Annotated in this window: 19 protein-coding genes; all 19 read left to right on the forward strand. The window is 54.1% G+C overall.

Features of this window, described 5'->3' with window-relative positions:
* Positions 1-123: 123 nt before the first annotated feature.
* The 19 genes from KDC22_RS16090 to KDC22_RS16180 all read left to right on the forward strand — a co-directional run bounded on the left by KDC22_RS16090 (position 124) and on the right by KDC22_RS16180 (position 22,984).
* On the forward strand, positions 124-459 hold the full coding sequence (locus KDC22_RS16090; RefSeq protein ID WP_211723785.1) for a hypothetical protein: 336 nt from the start codon (positions 124-126) through the stop codon (positions 457-459).
* Complete coding sequence (locus KDC22_RS16095) at positions 446-931, forward strand: nitroreductase family protein (RefSeq protein WP_211723786.1); 486 nt, start codon at positions 446-448, stop codon at positions 929-931. Before KDC22_RS16090 ends, KDC22_RS16095 begins: the two co-directional genes overlap by 14 nt.
* A gap of 32 nt (positions 932-963) precedes the next feature.
* Entirely contained in the window at positions 964-2,709 is a 1,746-nt protein-coding gene (locus KDC22_RS16100; RefSeq protein ID WP_211723787.1) for an ABC transporter ATP-binding protein, read from the forward strand.
* Positions 2,693-4,534 carry an ABC transporter ATP-binding protein gene (locus tag KDC22_RS16105; protein ID WP_211723788.1) on the forward strand — a complete coding sequence of 614 codons (1,842 nt, stop codon included), beginning with the start codon at positions 2,693-2,695 and terminating at the stop codon, positions 4,532-4,534. Before KDC22_RS16100 ends, KDC22_RS16105 begins: the two co-directional genes overlap by 17 nt.
* A 617-nt stretch (positions 4,535-5,151) precedes the next feature.
* Positions 5,152-5,832, forward strand: coding sequence for a response regulator transcription factor (locus KDC22_RS16110; protein ID WP_211723789.1), 681 nt, complete (start codon positions 5,152-5,154; stop codon positions 5,830-5,832).
* Entirely contained in the window at positions 5,829-7,583 is a 1,755-nt protein-coding gene (locus KDC22_RS16115; RefSeq protein ID WP_211723790.1) for a sensor histidine kinase, read from the forward strand. Before KDC22_RS16110 ends, KDC22_RS16115 begins: the two co-directional genes overlap by 4 nt.
* Before the next feature lie 38 nt (positions 7,584-7,621).
* Positions 7,622-8,146: a CDP-diacylglycerol--serine O-phosphatidyltransferase gene (gene pssA, locus KDC22_RS16120; RefSeq protein ID WP_211723791.1), complete on the forward strand. Its 525-nt coding sequence runs from the start codon at positions 7,622-7,624 to the stop codon at positions 8,144-8,146.
* 6 nt (positions 8,147-8,152) lie between these two features.
* Positions 8,153-8,647, forward strand: coding sequence for a DedA family protein (locus tag KDC22_RS16125; RefSeq protein WP_173127342.1), 495 nt, complete (start codon positions 8,153-8,155; stop codon positions 8,645-8,647).
* 161 nt (positions 8,648-8,808) lie between these two features.
* Entirely contained in the window at positions 8,809-11,922 is a 3,114-nt protein-coding gene (locus KDC22_RS16130) for a GNAT family N-acetyltransferase (protein WP_211723792.1), read from the forward strand.
* Between the two features lie 20 nt (positions 11,923-11,942).
* A complete protein-coding gene (locus KDC22_RS16135) occupies positions 11,943-12,815 on the forward strand; it encodes an amidohydrolase family protein (RefSeq protein WP_211723793.1) in 873 nt (290 codons plus the stop codon).
* Positions 12,816-13,288: 473 nt separating this feature from the next.
* Positions 13,289-14,416, forward strand: a complete 1,128-nt coding sequence (locus tag KDC22_RS16140) for an NAD(P)/FAD-dependent oxidoreductase (RefSeq protein WP_211723794.1) — start codon at positions 13,289-13,291, stop codon at positions 14,414-14,416.
* 140 nt (positions 14,417-14,556) lie between these two features.
* Positions 14,557-16,176: an ABC transporter substrate-binding protein gene (locus KDC22_RS16145; RefSeq protein ID WP_211723795.1), complete on the forward strand. Its 1,620-nt coding sequence runs from the start codon at positions 14,557-14,559 to the stop codon at positions 16,174-16,176.
* Positions 16,173-17,162 (forward strand): ABC transporter permease, encoded by a 990-nt coding sequence (locus tag KDC22_RS16150; protein WP_246553611.1) that lies wholly within the window; start codon positions 16,173-16,175, stop codon positions 17,160-17,162. The genes KDC22_RS16145 and KDC22_RS16150 overlap by 4 nt, the downstream gene beginning before the upstream one ends.
* The gene (locus KDC22_RS16155) at positions 17,159-18,028 is read left to right on the forward strand and encodes an ABC transporter permease (protein WP_211723796.1); all 870 of its coding nucleotides are present in this window, start codon (positions 17,159-17,161) and stop codon (positions 18,026-18,028) included. Before KDC22_RS16150 ends, KDC22_RS16155 begins: the two co-directional genes overlap by 4 nt.
* A complete protein-coding gene (locus KDC22_RS16160; RefSeq protein WP_211723797.1) occupies positions 18,028-18,792 on the forward strand; it encodes an ABC transporter ATP-binding protein in 765 nt (254 codons plus the stop codon). Before KDC22_RS16155 ends, KDC22_RS16160 begins: the two co-directional genes overlap by 1 nt.
* The gene (locus KDC22_RS16165) at positions 18,783-19,532 is read left to right on the forward strand and encodes an ABC transporter ATP-binding protein (protein ID WP_211723798.1); all 750 of its coding nucleotides are present in this window, start codon (positions 18,783-18,785) and stop codon (positions 19,530-19,532) included. The genes KDC22_RS16160 and KDC22_RS16165 overlap by 10 nt, the downstream gene beginning before the upstream one ends.
* 24 nt (positions 19,533-19,556) lie before the next feature.
* Positions 19,557-20,621, forward strand: a complete 1,065-nt coding sequence (locus KDC22_RS16170) for a pyridoxal-phosphate-dependent aminotransferase family protein (RefSeq protein ID WP_211723799.1) — start codon at positions 19,557-19,559, stop codon at positions 20,619-20,621.
* Positions 20,618-21,769, forward strand: coding sequence for an amidohydrolase family protein (locus KDC22_RS16175; protein WP_211723800.1), 1,152 nt, complete (start codon positions 20,618-20,620; stop codon positions 21,767-21,769). The genes KDC22_RS16170 and KDC22_RS16175 overlap by 4 nt, the downstream gene beginning before the upstream one ends.
* Before the next feature lie 357 nt (positions 21,770-22,126).
* On the forward strand, positions 22,127-22,984 hold the full coding sequence (locus tag KDC22_RS16180) for an HAD family hydrolase (RefSeq protein ID WP_211723801.1): 858 nt from the start codon (positions 22,127-22,129) through the stop codon (positions 22,982-22,984).
* The last annotated feature ends 111 nt before the right edge of the window (positions 22,985-23,095 follow it).

The following is a 23,095-nucleotide window of genomic DNA, read 5'->3' on the forward strand; positions in this document are numbered from 1 at the left end:
CCCCAGCGGCGGGGCTCCATAGGCTGTTTCGTCATGTCTCTTGACAATGACATGAAACAGGAGATACATTGGTATACATGAGACATCCGTATACAATTGTATACATCTAAGGAGTGATTCACTATGCACGAAGGCAAACATGAGCCTGGAGGACATAGGGGGGCGAGAGAGACGGGTCACCCTTTCCATGAAGAGGGCAAGCGGGGCTTCCGCAGCGCCCAGACCTTCCGCCGCGGCCGGGCGCTTGCTTTTCTGGAACGGCTGTATGTCAAACGTTCGACGTTGCTGCAGCAGCTGAACCAGCCGGAATTCCAAGAGATCAGGCAGATAATCAGCGGTGAGCTTAAGGCAACAGACGGGATTATCCAGGAATTCATTCAGGCCTTCGAGCTGCGTGAAGTGCTGGCTGAACAAGAACTTACTATTGAAGGAGCGATACCCGACCATGACAACCCTTGAGACGATCCAGACCCGAAGAACAATTAAGGCCTTCAAGCCAGACCCCATCCCGGAGAATGATCTGAATACCTGGCTGGAAGCTGCCAGCTATGCCCCCAACCACCGGATGAATGAGCCCTGGGAGCTGCTGTTCATTGGACCCGAGACCCGGGCTGCATTGAACCACAAAACAGATTTCGGCGGCGCGCCCGTACTGATTGGAGTTGTATCCAAGCCTGCAGCTAGTGTAGTGGAGCGCGAAGAGAACATCATGGCGGTGTCCTGTTATATCCAGAATTTCATGCTGGCGGCCCATGAGGCAGGAGCAGGTGTGTTCTGGTCGTCCTTAGGCGGTACGGCCCGGGGCCATGAGGTGCTGGGCATTCCCGGAGAGCAGGATGTAATCGCTGTGCTCGCCGTTGGTTATCCCCAGGAGATTCCTGCGGCCAAGGAGAGAACGCCAATCACTGATAAGATCAGCTATTTACCTTAAATTTTACCCTTGATGAGATGAAGGTGAACGGAATGTGGAAGCTCAGAGGGTTCATGAAGCCGTACCTCCTCTGGAGCGTGCTCGCCCCGCTGTTAATGGTACTTGAAGTCGTGATGGACCTGCTGCAGCCTGCACTTATGGCCAGCATCGTGGATGAAGGCCTGATGAAAAATGATGTATCGCATATCCTCACCACAGGCGGAATTATGGTTGGAATTGCTATTATCGGCATGGCCGGAGGTGTGGGCTGTGCGGTATGTGCGAGCATCGCTTCACAGAATTTCGGCAATGATCTGCGGATCAAGCTGTTTGAACATGTTCAGAGCTTCTCGAACCGCAATCTGGACCGGCTGAAGACAGGGTCACTGATCACCCGGCTGACGAACGATGTCGTGCAGCTCCAGACCTTCGTGCAGATGATCCTGCGCAGCTTCGTGCGGTCCCCGCTGCTGCTGGTCGGCAGTCTGGTGATGGCGGTCATGATCAGCCCGTCCCTGGCGATGATCCTGCTGGCAGCGGTGCCGCTGCTGTTCGTCCTGCTGTATGTGCTGATCCGGCTTTCTTTTCCGCTGTTCGCACGAATGCAGGAGAAGCTGGACGGAGTAAGCAATGTGCTGCAGGAGAATCTCTCCGGTATCCGCGTGATCAAAGCCTTCGTACGCGCAGACCATGAGCAGAAGCGGTTCGATACCGCCAATACCGGCTATACCGATACCGGCATCCGGGCGATCCGCCTGATGGCGCTGAATATGCCGTTAATGATGCTGATTCTGAACGCCAGCATCATTGCCGTACTCTGGTTCGGCGGGCTGCAGAACTGGGGCGGCACGCTTCCCGTTGGTGAACTGATTGCTTTCATTAACTACGTTACCCAATTGCTCATGTCCATGATGATGCTGAGTACGATGCTTGCTTTCGTATCACGGGCTAAGGTGTCAGGAGACCGCGTGAATGAAGTGTTTGCTGCCTCAAGTGAAATCATTGAAGGGCCTGCGGCGAATCGTGAAGCTATTACACTCGGGCGGATTGAATTCAAGAATGTCTCCTTCGCGTATGACCGTGCCGATGAGAATCTGGTGCTGGAGGATATCAGCTTCGTAGCAAGTCCTGGAGAAACGGTTGCTATTCTGGGGGCCACAGGTGCAGGCAAGTCTACCCTGGTCAGTCTGATCCCAAGGTTCTACGAGGTATTATCGGGCGCTGTTGTCATTGACGGGACAGACATCCGGGAGATTAGCATAGATCATCTGCGCAGCCGGATTGGCTTCGTGATGCAGCAGTCGCTGCTGTTCAGCGGCAGTATCAGGGACAATATCCGCTACGGCCGTCCGGAAGCAACGGATGCAGAGGTGGAGCAGGCGGCGATTTCCGCTGAAGCCGATGCCTTTATCCGCGCGCTGCCGCAAGGCTATGACACTCTGCTGGGTCAGCGGGGTGTCAATCTGTCAGGCGGACAGAAGCAGCGTCTGTCTATTGCCCGTGCGCTGCTGATCAAGCCGGCGATTCTGATCCTGGACGACAGCACCAGTGCACTAGATGCGGTTACCGAAGCAAGAATTCGCACGCTGCTGAAGACGGAGCTTCAGGACTGTACCGTGGTTATGATTGCCCAGCGTGTGTCATCCATCATTGATGCCGACCGGATTGTCATCCTGGAGAACGGCAGGATCGCTGCCCAGGGTACCCATACAGAGTTAATGGCAGACAGCGAGATTTACCGGGATATCCGCCATTCGCAGCTCAGGGAAGAGGAGGCGCCGTATGTCCAGTCAACCTAAGCAAGAACAGGCTCCCGGCGGGCCTGGCGGGTTAGGCAGCGGACCTCCCGGCCGTGCTGGTGTTGTCCCCAAGGTACGCGCGAAGAATAGCAAGGCAACAATTACACGCATCTGGTCCTATCTGAACCGTCAACGGGCGGGTCTCATTATGGTCTATGTATTCACCATTCTGAATGCTGTTCTTGCGCTGATCGGTCCCTATCTGCTCGGACAAGCTATAGATACTGCGATTCTTCCGCGGGATTACTGGCTGCTCGTCCGGTTCTGTCTCCTGCTGGGCGGCATTTATCTCCTGGGCAGCGCAGTCTCGTGGGTGCAGGCTTATGTCATGACCTCCGTGTCCCAACGGACGGTGTATGAGCTGCGGCGGGATCTGTTCGCCAAATATCAGGAGCTGCCGGTCAGCTTCTTCGACACCCATGCCAACGGTGAGCTGATGAGCCGCGCCACCAATGATATTGATAACGTGTCTAACTCGCTCAATCAGAGTGTGACCCAGCTGCTGAACAGTCTGATTACGCTTAGCGGTTCTCTGGTCATTATGTTGATGCTGAATGTTCCGCTGACAGGTGTTGCCCTGGCAACGATCCCCCTGGTCGTGCTGGCAAGCCGCCGGATTACCGGCTTAAGCCGGATCTACTTCAAGAACCAGCAGCAGCATCTGGGTGAGCTTAACGGCTTCATTGAAGAAGCGGTCAGCGGCCAGAAGGTGATCAAGCAATACCGCCGGGAAGCAGCGGAGGTCACCAGATTCCGCGGCATAAGCGGCGAACTGAATCAAGCCAGCATTAAGGCGCAGATTGTATCCGGCCTGGTAGGTCCGGTGATGAACCTGATCAACAACCTGAACTTCGCACTGATTGCCGGAATCGGCGGATTGATGGCCTTCCATGAGCTGGTTACAGTGGGGGTCATCGTCAGCATGCTGAACTATGCCAAGCAGTTCGGACGGCCGATCTCCGACCTTGCGAACCAGTATAATCTGATCCAATCGGCCATTGCCGGTGCGGAACGGGTATTTGAAGTGATGGATATGCCTTCAGAGTACAGCGGTGAACAGCCTCAGGAGCTGGCCCGGATACGCGGGGAAGTGATTGCCAGGGATGTGGTATTCGGTTATCAGCCGGGTGCACCCATTCTGAACGGTGTAAGCTTCACTGCACAGCCTGGCGAGACCATCGCCCTGGTCGGTCCGACCGGGGCCGGGAAGACGACTATCGTCAACCTGCTGACCCGCTTCTATGAAGTGAACGGCGGTGAGCTGCTGATCGACGGAAGAGATATCCGGGAGCTCAATAAAAATGAGCTGCGCCGCCAGCTCGGGATGGTACTCCAGGACGCACATGTCTTCTCGGGAACCATCCGTGAGAACATCCGCTTCGGCCGCCTGGAGGCCACGGACCAAGAGGTGGAAGAGGCGGCAAGCCTCGCCAACGTCAGCGGCTTCATTGCCAGAATGCCGCAGGGGTACGATACGCTGCTGGGCACCGACGGGACAACGCTCAGCCACGGCCAGCGCCAGCTGTTGACGATTGCCCGTGCCATTCTGGCCGATCCGGCCATCCTCATCCTGGACGAGGCCACCAGCAGCGTGGATACCCGGACAGAAATGCATATTCAGCAGGCCATGCGGACGTTGATGAAGGGCCGCACCAGCTTCGTGATCGCCCACCGGCTCAGCACCATTCAGGATGCGGACCGGATTCTGGTGATCCAGGGCGGACAGATCGCCGAGCAGGGCAGTCACGCGCAGCTCCTTGCCCTGGAAGGTGTCTATTCTGAGCTGTACAACAGCCAGTTCAAGCAAGCTGGTGAAGCAGGGTAACCAGGACACCGAAGTATTGTATCATAGACGAAATGAATGACAGCAAAACAGCGATCCTCCGGTTAATAGAGAATCGCTGTTTTGCATTTTTGCTTCAGCCGCTATTAGGAATTGTGCCGATCACAGTATAGCTTACATCCGATACTCATACTGGTTACAAAGTGCAACAATGCATAGTTTCCAGCACCACACAGATGGAATTCCTGCACGGAATACAACAATGCGCATTATCCAACACCGCGCTGATAGAATTCCTGCACTAATTACAACAATGTGTGTTCTTCAGCCGTGAATCTCACCAAATTCCTGCAAAAAGTACAACAATGTGCATTATCTGAGCTCAAACTGATGGAGTTCCTGCAAAAAGTACAACATTTGTATTCAGTGAGGCTACTTACACTCAAACAGCGGAGCGGGCGGAATGATTGTAGAAAAGCGATTGTAACAACGTTCCGTTTGCGCAGCGTCCACCCAAGCTCTAACATTTCGCATACTCCAGCATGGTTTTCAGAACACATTCTCTACCCGATTACCAGCTAAATTTACACCAGGGCACATAAAGGACATAACACTCGACTATGCTGAGAGGTATAAACGGGTTGAAAGCAGGGAGTATATTGAAGAAAAAGTTGCTGCTTGTCGAAGATGAGCTGCGTATCCGTGAGCTCGTATCTGATTATTTCATCCAGGACGGCTGGGAGGTGCGCGAAGCAGAGAATGGACAGGACGCGATGCTCTGGTTCGATTCGCTGCTGCCGGATCTGATGATTCTGGATATTATGATGCCCAAAATGGATGGATTCGAGGTATGCCGGGAAATCCGCAAGAAATCTGCGACCCCGATTATCCTCCTGACGGCCAAATCCGCCGATGACGACAAAATACATGGCTTTGAATTAGGTGCAGATGATTATGTCACCAAGCCGTTTAGCCCCAAGGTGCTCGTAGCGCGGGCTGCGGCCATTATGAAACGGGTGGAAGGAAGACATCTGCCTGAATCCGGGGTGGTGAGATTCGGCTCGGCGATCTTCAATCCGATGGCGCACCGCCTCGAAGTGGAAGGCGCAGATGTTGAGCTTACGCCGAAGGAATATGACCTCTTATGGCTGCTGATCCGCAACAAGGGAAATGTTATTTCCCGGGATACCATCCTCAGCCGGGTCTGGGGAATTGAATTCGAGGGGGACTCCCGTGTCGTGGACAGCCATATCAAGAAATTGCGCAGCAAGCTGGGATATGAATCCCGCTATATCCGTACGGTGATCGGAACAGGGTACCGGTTCGAGGACGAAGAATGAAAAGATGGGGAATTACCTTCAAGCTGTTTGTGATGACCGTAATCTTTTTCGTCTTGTTCTACGGAATGGTGATCCTCAGCCAGTTCCTGCTGTTTGACCGCTTTTACCAGAATCAGAAGGAGACCCGGGTGGAGAGACATCTCAAGAGCTTCGGGACAAGTTATACCAAAGAGGGCTGGGGCAGAACCCGGACTTCCCGTGAGCTGGTGCGGTTCATGCTGCGCAACAAGACACAGATGGTCATCCTGAAGCTGGATGGCCGGATGAAATCGGAAGATCCGTTCCGGATGAAGCTGCTGGATGAACAGGGGAATACGCAGCTCATTCCCATGTCCCTGTTCATGAACCAGTATGGCGATCCGCTGAGAGCCGCTCATCTGAAAGAAAATGATCAGGTGACGATCCACGGCGAGCATGTCAAGGACGAGAGTGAGCTCGGGAATCTGTTCTACCCGATTACCATTACCAAACAAGGTGAACCGCCGGTAGGCGAAGAAGAGGTGGAGGGAATCACCACCATCTCCGGGACAATTACAGAGCTGGTCCTGCCGGATCTGAAAATATGGAATCCGCGTCAGGGCATTATGTTCGAGGCCGTGGAGGACTGGTTCCCGCTAAGCCCGGATCAGCTTGAGAAGCTGAGGAATCTGAACCTGTACAAAGAGGAGTGGACGGCTCCCTGGAGCGGCATCCGTAATTCTGTGATGATCCTGCCGGTACAGCAGAAGAGCGGAGAGATTGAGCTGTTGTTCTCGGTTACCTCCCTGCAGGATGTGAAGGATTCCAATGAGGCGCTGCGCTGGTTCTTTTTATACTTAGGGCTCGGAGGATTTGTTCTGATTCTGGTCCTGTCGCTCTTCTATTCCAAGATGGTTACCCGCCCGTTAATCAAGCTCAATAATACCGCCAAACGGATGGTGTCGCTGGACTTCACAGGCCATTCTTCGATTCGTCAAAAGGATGAGCTGGGCAGCCTGTCCAAAAGCATGTTCACCTTGTCCCAGAGCCTGGACGCTGCGCTGGGCGAGCTTAGAGAAGCGAATCAGCAGCTCGTTGAAGATATGGAGCAGAAGAAGAAGATGGAGCAGATGCAGCAGGACTTTTTCGCCAGCGCCTCTCACGAATTGAAGACCCCGCTTAGCATTATCAAGGGCTTCGCCGAAGGGCTGGAGGACGGGGTGAGCGCCGGCAAGCAGGATCATTACATCAAGGTGATTATTGAAGAAGCCGATAAGATGGAGTTCCTGGTCAAAGATATGCTGGATCTGGCCAGACTGGAGTCAGGAACGATCAAGCTGCGCAGAACCTCGTTCATGCTGAGTGAAATGACAGAGAAGGTTACGGATAAGCTCGTCCATTCCCTCCAGAACAAGCAGCTCGATGTGGTCATTATTCCTGCGAACGAATTGCCTGTGTATGCGGATGCGACATGGATTGAACAGGTACTCAGCAATCTGCTGACCAATGCGATCAGACATGCGGAAGAAGGCACTACGATTACGGTTACTTTGGAGAGTCAGGCTAAGAACCTCTTGTTCACTATACACAATAAAGGGGAACGTATCCCTGAAGATCAGCTGGTGCATATCTGGGAGCGGTTCTACCGGATTGAAGCTTCACGCAGCCGTCTGACGGGAGGGACCGGACTCGGGCTGTCCATTGCGAAGCAGATCTTAGATATGCACGGCTGCCGGTATGCAGTGATGAACACCTCGGACGGCGTCTGTTTTAGTGTTACCTTTGAAGGCTGACGCCCCATTACAACTTGTCAGGAAAGGAGTGAAACAGCATGAATTGGAAATGGCTGCCTTCAATGTGCACACTGGGGAACCTGGGCTTCGGATCAATTTCCCTGCTTTTCACCATTCAAGAACGTTATCATCTTGCCTTATTTATGATTCTGCTGGCAGCGATATGTGATGTCATGGACGGATTACTCGCCCGGATGCTGCATTGTACCAGTGATTTCGGTAAACAGCTGGACTCTTTGGCTGATATTATTTCTTTTGGCATTGCCCCCGTCTTTCTTATTTTGTTATACCGGCTGGAGAATGTGCAATGGCTTGGACCTGTGGCTGCCGTTGCCTTCCTGATTTGCGGGGCTTTGCGCCTGGCCAGATTCAATATAACGGCACCCTCAAAGAAATTCGTGGGGATGCCCATTACGGCTGCGGGCGTGATTCTCTCGATGATTGCATTAGTGGATGAGCGGCTGAAGCCGGAAATCGTCATCTTAATTATGGGATTGTTGTCCATACTGATGATAAGCCGTGTCCCGTTCCCGTCGTTCAAAAAATTCGTTAACAGGAAGTGATTCTTCATGCCATGGATCATCGAGATGATCTCACAATACGGTTATATAGCTATCTTTGCCCTCCTGGCGCTGGGGCTTCTCGGACTTCCCGTACCCGATGAGCTGCTGACGCTGTTCGTTGGCTATCTATCCTCCACCATGGTGCTGGATTTCTCGCTTTCGGTCCTGGTATGCTTCATAGGATCAATTACAGGTATGCTGATCAGCTATACCATCGGTCTCCGAGTGGGACAACCCGTTGTGGACCGGTACGGGAAATGGGTCGGGCTGACGCCCAAAAGGTTCGCCAGTGTCAAACGCTGGTTTTTCCGGTTCGGGAACTGGACCCTGTTCATCGCTTATTTCGTTCCCGGAATACGGCACGCTACCAGCTATATCTCCGGCATCAGCGCCATGTCCTTCAAGAAGTATCTACTTGTTACTGTTGCCAGTGCGTTTATCTGGTCCCTGCTGTTTGTCTCGATCGGCTATCTGATCGGATCAAGGATCTCTTTCGCCTAGTTTTGCACACAGCAGAGTTGCCGGGGTATGATAGGGGCATAAGTAATATTCTTTTATAATCAAACAGGATCTTACAGTCGTTGAATGATCTGATATATACTGCAAATAGTATTCATTCTATGCTGCTAGGAATTACAGCGATTCGAGGAGGTATTACCGTAATGCCGGATTCACAGGAAATTATCATTGAAGAATACGTACCAGCCAAGCACGCTGCATCCATTGCCGAGATGTGGAACCGAAGCTCTGAGAGCTGGGGCGGAGACGGGTCGTACCGGACAGAGGAGAGCGTGCTGCGGGAGCATGAGAACAGCCCTATGCTCAAGTTGTTCCTGGCGGTAAGCGGCTCAGAGGTCATCGGATATTGCAGCTTCTCCCACTATAAAGAGGATACCGGAGCGCTCTATATTCCGCTGCTGAATGTGAGGCCGGATTACCATGGACGCAAGGTAGGCAAGCGGCTGGTACGTCGTGCGGTCGAAGAGACGATCCGGCTGGGCTGGCCGAGACTGGATCTGTACACCTGGCCCGGTAATGTCAAAGCGGTTCCGACGTACAAGAAAAGCGGGTTCTTCTGGGAGAACCGGGATGATACCACCCATCTGATGAACTTCATTCCTTCCGTGCTCCAGACGGGAGCCGTGAAATCTTATTTCGGGCAGATCGACTGGTATAACGACAGCATCCGTGAAATCATTGTTCAGCCTGACGGCCATGGGGAAGGCGGGTTTGACTATTTTACATATGAATGGGTCAAAGACGGGTTAGCTCTACGAATGGAATATGAGCGGACCGGCCGCGGCCTGCGCCTGATTGAGACGGAGGACTACCGGATACAGGCAACCATCCCTGCTCAGCATGAGCTGCCGTTTGGAGCGGAATACCCTGTGATCTATGAAGCTGTGAATAAAAGCGGGAAGCCCTTATCACTGGCGATTGCCGGTAAGAGTAACGAACAAATCCGCTTTGAGCTGAATGAAGTGCGGGATGTTGAATCCGAGGCGCGGGTGGAAGGCAGCTTCTTCGTGCATCCGGTGAAGGAGGAGCAGGATCTCTACCAGACTCATCCTGTAGTAGAGGCAGAACTGCTCATTAACGGCCTGCCTGCCGTATTCAAGCTGGGGATCAAACCCAAGTTCCCGGTTAAGGTCAAGTTTCAGGTACCGGACAGAGCCGTCTTCGCCGGTGAAGAGGTGGAGCTGGATGTAACGGTGGAGAATGCGTACAGCAAGGACGCTGTGTTCGCTTTTGAGCTGCCGGAGGATGCCATCCTTGCCTTTGGGCAGGAATCGCTTACCCTCGAAGTCCCGGCCAAAGGGCGGAGAACAGTCACTGTGAAGGCCCGGCTGCTTGCTTATGGGATATGGAATCATACAGTGAATGTTCGTCATGCGCAAGAGGGGCTGGATTCAGTCATCCTGGAGCAGGAGCTTAGTCTGGTCTTCCCTGGGGCTGAAGCTGCCTTCGGCGGCCAGACCGATAAGGACTACATCATCAGCAACGGCCGATATTCGGCGGTGCTGAACAAAACCAGCCAATTCCTGGCTTTCTTGGAGGGACGCGAGTATATTCTAGGCCTGCCTTATCCCAAACTGGGCTTACCCTACACGAATGAGTTCAAGAAGCTCGCTGCACTGGATGTGAAGCATTACAGGGAGCAAGAAGCCATAGTGCTTGAAGCCAGCTATGGAGTCAGTATCCGGGAAGGCCTGCTGCTGACGATGGTAGTGAAATTGCACGGCAACGGCATCTGCTCCCGGCATTTCCGGATTCATAACCAGCTGGATACCGATCAAGAGGAGGAGCTGATCCTGAAGGACAGCTTCCAGTTCAGCCTTCACGGAGGGGTAATCCCTTATAACGGCAAGTATCTGGATTTGAGCCTGGGGGCCGAAGCGTCCGATTCAGATTACTGGGATGTACGGAATTTCCATGAGAACTGGATGTTTGCAGCGGATGGTGAACGCTCCAGGGGAATAAGCTGGCCGGCAGAATTGGAGCTTATCCAGGAGTCATGGCTGCACGCCGTTGAGCATTCCCTCGGCCGGCTTCCGGCTAGAGGCCAGCAGGAGACAAGTCCCCTGCGGATCGCGCTGGGAACCTGGGACCATTGGCAGGACTTCCGGGCTTACGCACTGCAACGCGGCAATGAAGAAGACCTGAATACCGGTCAGCAGCTTGAAGTAAGTCTGAATCATGGGAACCCGTTCATCAGCGGGCATGGCCAGCTTACCCTTCAGGAGCAGAAAAAGAGTTATTTAGCCGGTGAGATCAGTATTTCTTCCAGAACGGGCAGTATTGAGGCAACCGGGCTTACGGTGCAAGAGGAGCAGAAGCTCGGCGGGATCAGTCTGCCACTGACCCGTTCATCCAGTACTGCTGTGGATGTGCTTACCCTGCACCTGGATATGGACAGTTATGTGCTGGATCAATCCTATCTGATCCTACCGGTCTCGGAAGAGCCTGTCCGGCAGGAGAGACTGGAAGTGGGCCAGTCACAGGTTCTGGCCGTGGACAATGGGTTGATGCGGATACAGGCAAGCCCTGACTTCGCTCCGGGCTTGTTCTCACTCACACATCAGGGACAGGAATGGCTGGATTCCTCTTTTCCGCAGCCTGTCGCCAAATCCTGGTGGAATCCTTGGGTGGGCGGAATCATGGCTGGTGTAGAGGGAATCGCTCTGCGCAGCTTCATGGAGGAGCCGCGTACCGCTGATTTCGCTGAACTGACAGACAATAAGGGGAACCGCTGGTCGGGTATACGGATTAGCGTGACCATCGGGAAGAACGATAACTACAAAGGTCTTGTCCTGCATCAATATTTCATGCTGCTGCCAGGCGTCCCTATACTTGTCTCCACAGTACATGTTGAACAGAATACAGGCAGAACGTTATACCCACTGAAGCTGGAGACCTCAACCTTGTACCGTGCCGCCTCTGAGATAGCTAAGAGCAGAGGGTACATCAAGCGCAGCAGCGGTGAAGAGCTTGTCTATAAGGCCGGCAGAGTTCAAACAGGGGATAGAAGCACAAACGGGCTTCTGCAGTTGGGCTCCACGGAGCGTCAGCAGCGACTGACCTTAGTTACAGCATCCAAGCAGTCCTCGCCGTCTCTGATGGTCAGTGCGGATGTCGTATTATCCAATACGGAGGAGCGTCTATATCTGCAGGACAGCAAAGAACAGTTCAGCAAGCCCCAATTCTATCTGATCTCGGATCTTCAGGCACCGGAGCAGGCATACGCTGATCTGCGGACTATCCGGTTCGGGAAGTGAGTGAGAGAAAGGAAGCTACTATGAGAATCATTGACGCACATGTGCATTATTCCAATATTGCTGCCTTCCACGAGACTGCAGAAACCCTGGCGCATATTGACTATACCGGTACAGGACTGCTGGAGGAGTTCCGCCGCAGCGGCGTTATTGCCGGTGTGGGGATGGGAGTGACCGAGACGGTGGCCGGTGCATTCCCGGATGCCGATGCGCTTAATCCTATGCTGCTTGATCTAAGTGAGACCCTTCCGGCCAACCTGTTCACCTGTGTGGGCATTAACCCGCTCACGCTTCATCTGGAGGGACAGCTTGAAGCGCTGGAGCAATCCCTGCAGCGGGACGATGTCGTTGGAATCAAGCTGTACGCCGGGTACTACCACTTCAATGTGGGCGATGAGATCTATGATCCGGTCTACAGGCTGGCTGCGGCTTACGGCCTGCCGGTTGTCATCCATGGCGGACTGACTTATGCTGACCAGGGGCTGCTGAAGTATTCCCACCCGCTGTCGATGGAGGAGACCTTCCTGAAGCACCGGGAGCTTACCTTCATGCTCTGCCATCTGGGCGATCCCTGGGTCATGGACACCGCGGCGCTTCTGGAGAAGAATCCGAATCTGTACACCGACTTGTCCGGCTGGATTGTCGGTGATCAGGCCAAGGTGGACCGGCTGCTGACTGAGCAGACCTATACCGATCATTTCCGCCGGGCCATCGTGTTCGCCGAGAAATACGACCGGCTGGTGTTCGGCACCGACTGGCCGCTGGTTCCGCTGGATGCCTATATCGGCTTCGTGAAGCATCTCATCCCCGAGGCTCACTTGGAGGATGTCTTCTATAACAATGCCCTTCGGGTGTTCCCTAAGCTTGCGGAACAGATCAGGGAGCTGAATTTGTAGTGTTTGTAGCGGCATTATAGCGTATCCCCCGGACTGATGTTCCGGGGGTTTTTGAGTTTGTGCCGCGGGGAACGGCGGGGGGAGCAAGCCAGAGTAGACAAGGGAAGCAGGGGAGAAGAGGAAGAAGAGGAAGAAGAGGAGACGTCAGAGGCAGACGCATTAGTTGGATTTTATACACTTGCTAAGGACCGAATGACCGCTGCCCGGCCAATAGTTGGAAAAACAACACTTACAGTAGCCCTCTTAGCCCAAAGTAGCTAAAACTAACTATATTAATTGTACTTCTTCCACTTGCTTCCGGTCATCCCACGGAATCGGGCAAATTAAGATACGTTTGTACACTTCCTTGCTGGATGCCGCCGTTTCAAAAGAACATTCCGCTTCTACATATAACGAACAACCTGTGGTAAGCTGAATAAATGCGGTTTTATGCCATTCCAACTATTCCAACCACTAACGAAAGGGCTGTACATATGAAGAAAGTTATCGTAATCGGCGCAGGCATACTCGGGGCGTCCACAGCCTACCAGCTTACCAAGATGGGGGCAGAGGTGCTTATTATGGACCGTAAAGATCCTGGACAAGCTACGGATGCGGCGGCAGGCATTATCTGCCCCTGGCTGTCCCAGCGGCGCAATCAGGCCTGGTACCGGCTGGCGAAGGCCGGTGCGCGCTTCTATCCCGGGCTGATCGACGAACTTAACCAGGCAGGCATAACCCATACAGGGTATGCCCGGGTAGGTGCGCTAAGTATTCACACGGATGAGGGCAAGCTCGACAAGATTGAAGAACGGGCGCGGCTGCGGCTGCCGGATGCGCCGGAGATCGGAGTCATTACGAGGCTTACCGCAGCAGAGACCCAGGAACGGTTCCCGCTGCTTGCCGGGAATTATGCTGCGGTTCATATCAGCGGTGCTGCCAGGGTAGACGGCCGGGCCTTGCGTGATGCCTTACTGCAATCCGCACAGCAGCAAGGGGCGGTCATGATTAATGGGGATGCCGCGCTTGAATTTGAACCGGGCCGGGTCACCGGGGTCAAGGCCGGGGAGAGCTATTATCCGGCGGACGAAGTGATTATATGTGCCGGTGCCTGGGCGAACCCGCTGCTCCAGCCGCTCGGGATAGACTTCAAGGTCAGCTTCCAGAAGGGGCAAATCATGCACCTTCAGATCACGGACCCTCAGGAGACGGACGACTGGCCGGTAGTCATCCCGCCCAGTGATCAATATCTGCTCGCATTTGCCCGTCAGCAAATAGTGATCGGAGCTACTCATGAGAATGATATCGCAGGATATAATACCAGTGTGACGGCAGGCGGGATGCAGGAGATCCTGAGCAAGGGGCTGGAAGTGGCGCCTGGACTGGCGGACAGTATTTTTGGTGAAGTAAGGGTCGGCTTCCGCCCGTTCACTCCCGGCTTCCTTCCGGTCATCGGGGCTGTCCCCGGATGGAAGGGTGTTCTGGCCGCTAACGGACTGGGGGCCTCGGGACTCACCATGGGTCCGTTCATCGGTTCACAGTTAGCGAAGCTGGCGCTTGGCAGAGAGCCGGATATTGAGCTTGGTGACTATAGCCTTCAGACAGCGGTAACCGGCGGATGATTACGAATACATTTCCTGTGCTGGAACATTTAGTTTCCATTCTGCGTCCCGGATCAACTTTTGTTTGACAGAAGAAGAGGTCTGATCCATAATACAATCCATACTAAACATATATGATTTATAGGAAGGGTGGATCACACGTGATTAAGTTAAATGCTTCTAAGAGAAAAACAGCAGGGCTGAGCACACTCGCAGTATTGTTCGTTATGCTGCTTGCCGGCTGCTCCGGGTCTGCTAATAATACGGATTCGAGTAAGGGCGTTCAAGCAAGTGCGAGCCCAGCCGCAACAGAAAGTGCAAGCACGGCAGAGCCAGCGTCTGGAGGCACGTTTGTCTATGGCCGCCCGGCTTCGGTGACCTCGTTTGATCTGCATAACCAGATTACGTCGAATAACGCATTTGCGATTGATAAAGTGTTTGAATCGCTGGTTGCTTTTGACAGCAAGGGTGAAATTACAGATCAGCTTGCCCAGTCCCATACGATCAGCGAAGACGGGTTAACGTACACCTTCGTGCTGCGTGACGGGTTGAAATTCTCGAACGGTACGCCGGTCACAGCAGAAGATGCAGTGTTCTCTCTACAGCGTCATCTGACAGTAGGTGGTCCGCTGGCCATCTCCGCCAAGGTGGATACCCTTAAGGCAAAGGACGAGAAGACACTCGTAATTACGCTAAAAGAACCCTACACCCCGTTCATCTCGGAGCTGTCGAACTTCTCTAACGGCATCCTTCCGAATAACTTCGGCGGAGTGTCTGAAGAGGAATTCTTCAAGAAACCGGTGGGTACCGGCCCCTTCGTGATTGAAGCATGGGACCCGGCGGGCGATGTTACCTTCACCAAGAATACGAATTACTGGAAGGAAGGCAAGCCTTATATCGACAAGCTCGTATATAAGCTGATCCAGGATGACAGCCAGGCCATTAACCAGCTTAAGGCTGGCGCAGTGGATGCGGTTGAAGCCTTGTCCCTGCAGAATGCGGGGGAGATTAAGGATGGTACAGATACCACGGTAGTCACGAACGGCAGCTGGGTTACTGAGCAGTTGTTCTTCAACACCCTGGATAAGCACTTCTCCGATGTGCATGTCCGCCGGGCACTGGCATTGGCGCTGGACCGTGACGGTCTGACCAAAGCTTTAACCTTCGGGTACGCGCAGACCGCGAATTCCTTGCTCCCGCCAACGATCCCGTACAACGCCAATGATACCCTTAAGGCGCTGAACTTTGATCCGGCGGCAGCCAAGGCAGAGCTGGCCAAATCCGCTTTTCCTAACGGATTCTCCACCAAGCTGCTAATCGCTTCCGGCAACAGTACCAGAGCGCAGGAGGCCCAGATCATCCAGGCCGCCGGACAGGCGATTGGAATCAAGATTGAGATTGAATCCATTGAGCTGGCCACCTTCCGCGAACGCTTCTTCGCTTATGATTTCGCAGCGATGCTGAACAGCGGCCAGGCGGACTCCCCGGAAGCGAACTCGATTCTGGCGTTCCAGACCGATCCGGAAGGCTTCAGCAAATCGTACTGGACACATTACACGAATGCGGAGGTAACGAAGCTGTTATATGAAGGCCAGAAGACAGCCGACGGTGAAGAGCGGGCCGGGATCTATTCCAAGCTGCTGCAGACACTGGCGGATGAAGTGCCTTACCTTCCGCTCTACTACCCGGATATTCTGATCGGCGCCCGTTCTTCTGTAGACGGACTTGTTGTTCTGCCTAACGGCAGCCTCCGTCTGGAAGATGTCCGCACCCTCAAATGATGAACTCCAAGCGGACCCTAACGGGTGCAGCTGGACACAACGGTTCTTACAAGTGGCTGATCCTCGCCCTTGTAAGAGCCTTAATTGTTATCCTCTGCGTAATGACGGCCGTTTTTTTTCTGATCCGAATCGTACCTGGTGATCCTGCCAAAATGATCCTCGGAGAATACAGTACGCCTGAAGCCTTGAAGAACATGCATCACACGCTGGGGCTGGATCTCTCGTTATGGGAGCAATTCATCCGGTTTGGCAAGATGCTGTTCACTCAGGGAGATACCGGCAACTCGATTATTGTGGGCACATCGTCGCGTGAGCTGATTGTAGAGCGCGCACCCGTCACCCTGCTGCTAATTGGGATCGCCTCAGTCTTGGCGATTGTTACCGCCCTCCTGCTGGCAACGGTTGCAGCCACCCACAAGGATAAGCTGCTGGATCACCTGATCCGTATTATTCCTGCCATTACTCTCGGGATGCCGGTCTTCTGGGTTGGCATTCTTTTCATTCTGCTCTTCAGTGTTCGGCTCGGCTGGTTCCCGGTCGGCGGGATTAGCAAAGGGGGGCTGGGCACGCTCCATAGTCTGGTGCTGCCGGCGGTAACGATTGCTTTTTCACAGATTCCTACGCTGGTCCGCTCGCTGCGTGCGCAGATGCTGGAGGTGCTGGAATCCGAATTTGTCGTCACACTAAGAGCCGCAGGAATCCCCTCCAGGGTGATCCTGTTCAAGCATGTCCTGCGGAATTCGGCACTGCCGACGCTGATGCTGCTCGGAGTGAATATCTCTTATCTGATCGGGGGAACGCTCGTGGTGGAACAGGTCTTCGGCATCAAGGGTATCGGCAGTCTGCTGTTCACCTCCATCTCGAACCGGGATTTCCCGGTGATCCAGGGGATCGCGCTCTATTGTGCACTGGCTGTCGTGATCATCAGTCTTCTGATTGAAATAATCTCCGGGTGGCTCGATCCCAGAACGAAGGGGAACCAATGAATACTACTACCCATTTAGATCCATCGTTGCCGGAATCGGGGAAGACGCGAAGCACACTCAGACGGATAGGGAAGACCCCCTCGCTGCTGATCGGGATCATCATGTTCGCCATCCTTATTCTGCTGGCCCTGTTCATTCCTTACTTAAGTCCTTACCAGCCGTCGGAGCAGAATCTGAGCGCATTCCTGCAGCCGCCATCCTCTGCCCACTGGCTTGGAACCGACCAGCTTGGCCGGGATTTGTTCACCAGACTGCTCTATGCCGCCCGTACCGATCTGACGATCATGATTCTGGCCGAGATCATCCCGTTCTGCACGGGAGTCATGCTGGGAATGATCTCAGGATATTACGGCAAATGGACCGATAGAATCATTTCGCTGATCACAGACACTTTCATTGCCTTCCCCTTCTATCTGATCGTCATCATCGTGGCCTTCGCCAGCGGTGCCGGGGAGCGGGGGATATACATCACCTTCATCCTTGTAGGCTGGATTGTATTCGCCCGTGTGGTCAGAGGTCTCAGCGCTTCCTTCCGCAAGCAGGAGTGGATCGCATCTGCCCAGACGCTGGGTCTGCCCGGTATCCGCATTATTCTGCGCCATCTCCTGCCTAATGTATTGCCGCAAGCCGTTGTTGTGCTGATGACGGATATGATCGGCCTCCTGGTAGCCATTGTTACGCTGGGTTATCTGGGGATCGGGATTGCTCCTCCGACACCGGACTGGGGGACGATGATCTCCGATGGACAACCGTTCATTACCACAGCCTGGTGGCTGTCGGCGGTTCCGGGCTTCGCGGTGGTGTATACGGGAATTGCGCTGTCTCTTCTGGGAGATGGCCTGGCTGATATCTGGAGGAAAAAATAATGACTACACAGCCCATACTGGAAGTAGAATCGCTGACACTCGCCGCCAAGTCGCAAGAGAAACTCGTTCATAATATAAGCTTCTCGCTGGAACGCGGAGAGAGCCTGGGTCTTGTAGGCGAATCCGGTTCCGGCAAATCGCTGACCCTGCGGGCGATTCTCGGCCTCCTGCCGCGCGGAGTGGAGCAGACTGGCGGGACGATCCGCAGTAAGGTGAGCAGCAGCATGGTGTTCCAGGACCCCAGAGGTGCGCTCGATCCGCTCTGCCCGGTAGTGAAGCAACTGACAGAGGTCGTATATTACAGACAACAGACCAGCCGCAAGACTGCACGCAGCATTGCCCTGGAGCTGCTCGAACGGCTGGGTCTTCCAGATTCGCTGAGAACCAAAGACCGTTATCCGGGCCAGCTCTCCGGCGGCCAGTGCCAACGGGTGGTCATTGCTATGGCGCTAGCCTGCAAGCCGGGCATTCTGCTCTGCGATGAGCCGACAACGGCGCTGGATGTGACCGTTCAACAACAGATTATGGATACGATAACAAGTTTACAGCAGGAGCTGGGCTTCGCTATGGTCTTCGTCACCCACAACCTGGCGATTGCGGCCAATCTGTGCTCCCGGCTGGTGGTCATGAAGCAGGGCCGGATGATAGAGCATGGGGAGACACACCGTCTGCTGAGGCAGCCTGCCGAAGCTTATACACAGATGTTAATCGACTCGGTGCTTCCCCTGCCGGAGCTTGAAGGAGGCAGACCCTCATGGAATTAGCGTTACAGGTGCAGGATGTGACCGTACGTTACGGCGGATTCACCGCACTAGATCATATACGGCTGGAGCTTGAGCAGCATACTACACTGGGACTGGTCGGAGAGTCGGGGTCAGGGAAGTCCACACTGGCCCGGGTTATCGCCGGATTAATTGCTCCCGACGAGGGACAGATCCTGCTCGGTTCAGAGGAATTACGCAAGAAGCGGAGCAAGGAGCAGCACAAGCAGATCCAGATGATCTTCCAGAACCCGGATGCCTCGCTGAATCCCCGGCATACGGTCCGGCAGATCCTGGCTGAAGCGCTGCTGTTCCACCGGATTGTAGACCGTTCGCAGGTCGGGCGCAGAAGTACAGAGCTGCTTGACCGGGTTCAACTGGAAGCGAGATCACTGGACAGATATCCGCATGAATTCTCCGGCGGCCAGCGTCAGCGGATTGCGATTGCCCGCGCCCTTAGTGTGGAGCCCAGCCTGCTGATCGCGGATGAACCCACAAGCGCGCTGGATGTATCTGTGCAGCGGAGTGTGCTGGAGCTGTTCGATACCCTCCGGACAGAGCTTCATCTTACCATGCTGTTCATCTCCCACGATCTGGGGGTTATTCATGCCGTCAGCGATACGGTTGCCGTCATGCGTCAGGGGAAGCTGGTAGAGGTGAATACCAAGGATGAATTCTTCATTCGTCCCAAGCACGAATACAGCCGTGAGCTGTTGTCTGCGGTTCCGAAGATGCCGCGTTAAAATTCATACCATCAGGAGGTCTATATGAACCGCAAATATACAGGATTTGTACCGTTGTCATTATCTGAGCTTGACACGTTAACACAAGAGCTGTCCCGTCTCTTGGGGACACAGCATCCTCCGGTGATCATTCCGGGTGAGGCGATCATAGGCATTGAGGCGGTAGCTGCGGGGATCGCGGCCCCTGGCCGGACGATTCTGAACATCGTGACCGGCCCTTACGGCAGCTTGTTTGGAGAGTGGCTGGAGCGCGGCGGGGCAACCGTTGCGCAAGTGAAGGTTTCTTTTGACCAGGTAGTTACAGTGGAGGAGGTTGCTGCTGCGATTGAACGTTACCAGCCGGTTGCGCTGTCCTTCGTTCAAGCGGAAGTTGTTACAGGCGGCTCTAATCCTGCGGAGGAGATCTTCAAGCTGGCGCGCAGACATCACCTGATTACCGTAACCGATTCGGTCTCGGCAGTCGGGGGAGAAGCGCTGAACGTAGATGAGTGGGAAGTGGACTTTGCCGTAATTGGTGCACAAAAAGCGCTCGCCGGACCCAACGGGGTCAGTGCAGTCAGTATTTCACCCCGCGGCTGGGCCTTCCTGGAATCGAATGAGCGGGCCCCCCGTAATTCCATTCTGTCTTTGCTGGATATCAAGCCGTCCCCGGATGGTACAGCGCCGCTTCGCGTCCCGCCGAATATTCCGGTACTCGAAGCCAGAGCGCTAATTGAAGCCCTGGAAGCTGTTGCCGAAGAGGGGCTGTCTCAGGTGATTAAGCGTCATGAACGGGCAGCCGCTTCTGCCATAGCCGGTATCTCGGAGCTGGGGCTGGAAGCTTGGCAGAAGGACAGCCGACATTATTCCACGCTGACTACTACAGTACGGATTAATGACGAACAGCTTCTGCTGATCAAGCAGCCTATGGGTATCGTAGCTCCAGGTGACGGGGAGTTGTTCGGCCAATTGCTGCGGATCAATCATTTCGGCACGAATGCCAGCCGTGACAGTGTTGAATCTGCGGTGCAGACGCTTGCCAGACTGCTGAAGCAGGACGCGGGACAGGCCGTGCAGGCCGTCCGCCAGGTTTGGAGTGATGCGGAATGATCCTCAAGCAGCCTCAGTTCCAGGCCTATAGCGGAATTCATATTGCAGGTATCGAGGGGAAGCGGTTCGATATCGAGCTGACGAACGGGCGGTTCACGAAGGTGGCTGAAGCGGTCCCGCAGCAGGGAGAAGCGGAGGCGCCCCGGCAGCAGCTATGGATCAGCCCGGGCATTCTGGATCTGCATACCCATCTCGCTTGGACCGATTTCGACCATGCGGACCAGCTCCGCAGAGACAGCCGCGAGATTGAGGGGATGCAGGCGGAAGCTTTTGCCGCTACCTTGCGGACTGGCGTAACTACGGCCCGCGACGCCGGCGGCATTCTGCCTGCTACGATCCGGCATATCGTGAAGTATTATCAGCAGCCGCTGCGCGTGCAGACCAGTAGTGACATGCTGGGCACAGCGGATGCCAAGGGGATTAAGCATCTGGAGCAGCGTCTGAACGAGATCTACGCTACCGGAGCAGGCTGGGTCAAAATCATGGCCACCGGCGGCTTGGGCGCACCCACCGAGAAGGTAACGGAGCCGAACTTCTCCGAAGCAGAATTCGGCTTCATCGTCCGCCATGCCCGCGCGAACCAGAAGAAGGTCCTGGTACATACCTGGGGCGGTGTGACGATTGACTGGTCCATCCAGGCCGGGGTGGATTCCATCGAGCATGGGATGTTTCTGACCCGGGATCAGTCCGGAAGACTGGCCGAGTCCGGCGTGGCTTACGTGCCGACGGCTTCCATCTACCGGATCGCTGCCGATCCCAAGGGAGTGCTGGCGCTGAATCCGGTCATCTGTGACCGGGCAGCCCGGGCTGCTGATGCCCATGCAACAGCTATAGGGTATGCCAGACAGGCAGGGGTACGCCTTGGATTCGGCACGGATTATGCTACGCCTGCGCTGCATGGCTATAACCTGCAGGAATTCGACACGCTGCTGGATTACGGCCTGAGCCGGGCGGAAGCCTGGCGCTCAGCTACCCGGGACGCCGCCGCGATTCTCGGAAGCGGACATGAGCTGGGGCAGATTGCCGAAGGCTATATAGCCGATGCCGTAATCTACGCAGCCGATCCGTATCAGGCCAAGAACGCCGACCAGCTTCGTACAAGTATTGTTACGGTTATTACCGGAGCGCAGGAAGCGGATTTGATGTAGCATAGGGGGTCACGGCAGGCTCATCTGCACTTCGTACAACTAAAACGTCTCATTCCCAACCTATGATCAGTATAGATGTATTTCGTACAATTAAATTTACACTGTACCTTGCTTCTCACCCCTTCGGGCTGATTTAGTTGTACAGATTACAGGTATACGATTTTTGTATGCCTTTTTGCTGTTTTTAAATGTACATTTTACAGCTATCCTGAATTTCCACTCATAAAAGATCGCTGAAAATGCTATTTATGTGGACAGATCTGCAATGGATGAATCGGCCAGATAATAACCCTTGACTTGGAACGCATTTCATAGCTTATAGTTCAGTGGAACCATAACCAAGGGGGAGAGACATTCATGAACCAGCAGAATAATAGAAAAATTGTCTTCATAGATATTGACGGAACGCTTCTCATGGAGAACGGGATCATCCCGGAATCGGCAATCCAGGCGTGCAGGCAGGCACGGAAGAACGGGCATTTGCTGTACTTGTGCACAGGCCGCTCCAAGGCCGAAATCTATGATTACATCTGGGACATCGGCTTCGACGGGTTGATTGGAGCGGCAGGCGGATATGTTGAGAACGGGAATGAGATGCTCTACCATAAAAAAGTGACCCCGGAGGATGCCAGGCATCTGGTGGATTACTTCAACGCCAACGGGGTGGATTTCATTCTGGAGTCCAATACTGCCCTCCACGGAAGCCGGAATTTGCAGCCCCATCTGGAACGCAGAATCTATGGCGATCTGCTGAATGATCCTGAGGCGCAGGAGAGAAAGCGGCTGTCACCGCAGCATCCTTATATCGCTACGCTCACTTATGGAGACGAAGAATTATATTTAGATGACGTTAACAAAATTTGTTTTCTGGAGAGCAGCCTGCCCTTTCACCAGATCCAGGAGGAATTGCAGGACCGGTTCACGGCGATTCAGTGCTCCATCCCTATCTTCGGTGAGCATAGCGGGGAGCTGATGATGCCGGGTATCCATAAGGCCTCGGCCATTGCTGATGTACTGAACCATTTGAATATTCCCCGTGAACACAGCATGGCCATCGGGGATGGACTTAATGATATGGAGATGCTGGAATATGTGCAGGTGGGGGTGGCCATGGGCAACGCCAGGGAGCCGCTCAAATTCATTGCCGATGAGATCACAGACAATATCGAGGACGACGGACTGTATAACTGCTTCCGCAAGCATGGAATGATCTAACCCGAAGTTGATATCCGGGAAGACTCATGTTAAAATGCTGGTAACTAAAGCGATTGGAGTTGAAGAGTATCGTGCGGAAATTTCTTGCGTAATGTGAACAATAAAAGAGCG

This window comes from Paenibacillus tritici, assembly GCF_018207515.1.
GTDB lineage: Bacteria > Bacillota > Bacilli > Paenibacillales > Paenibacillaceae > Paenibacillus_AQ > Paenibacillus_AQ tritici.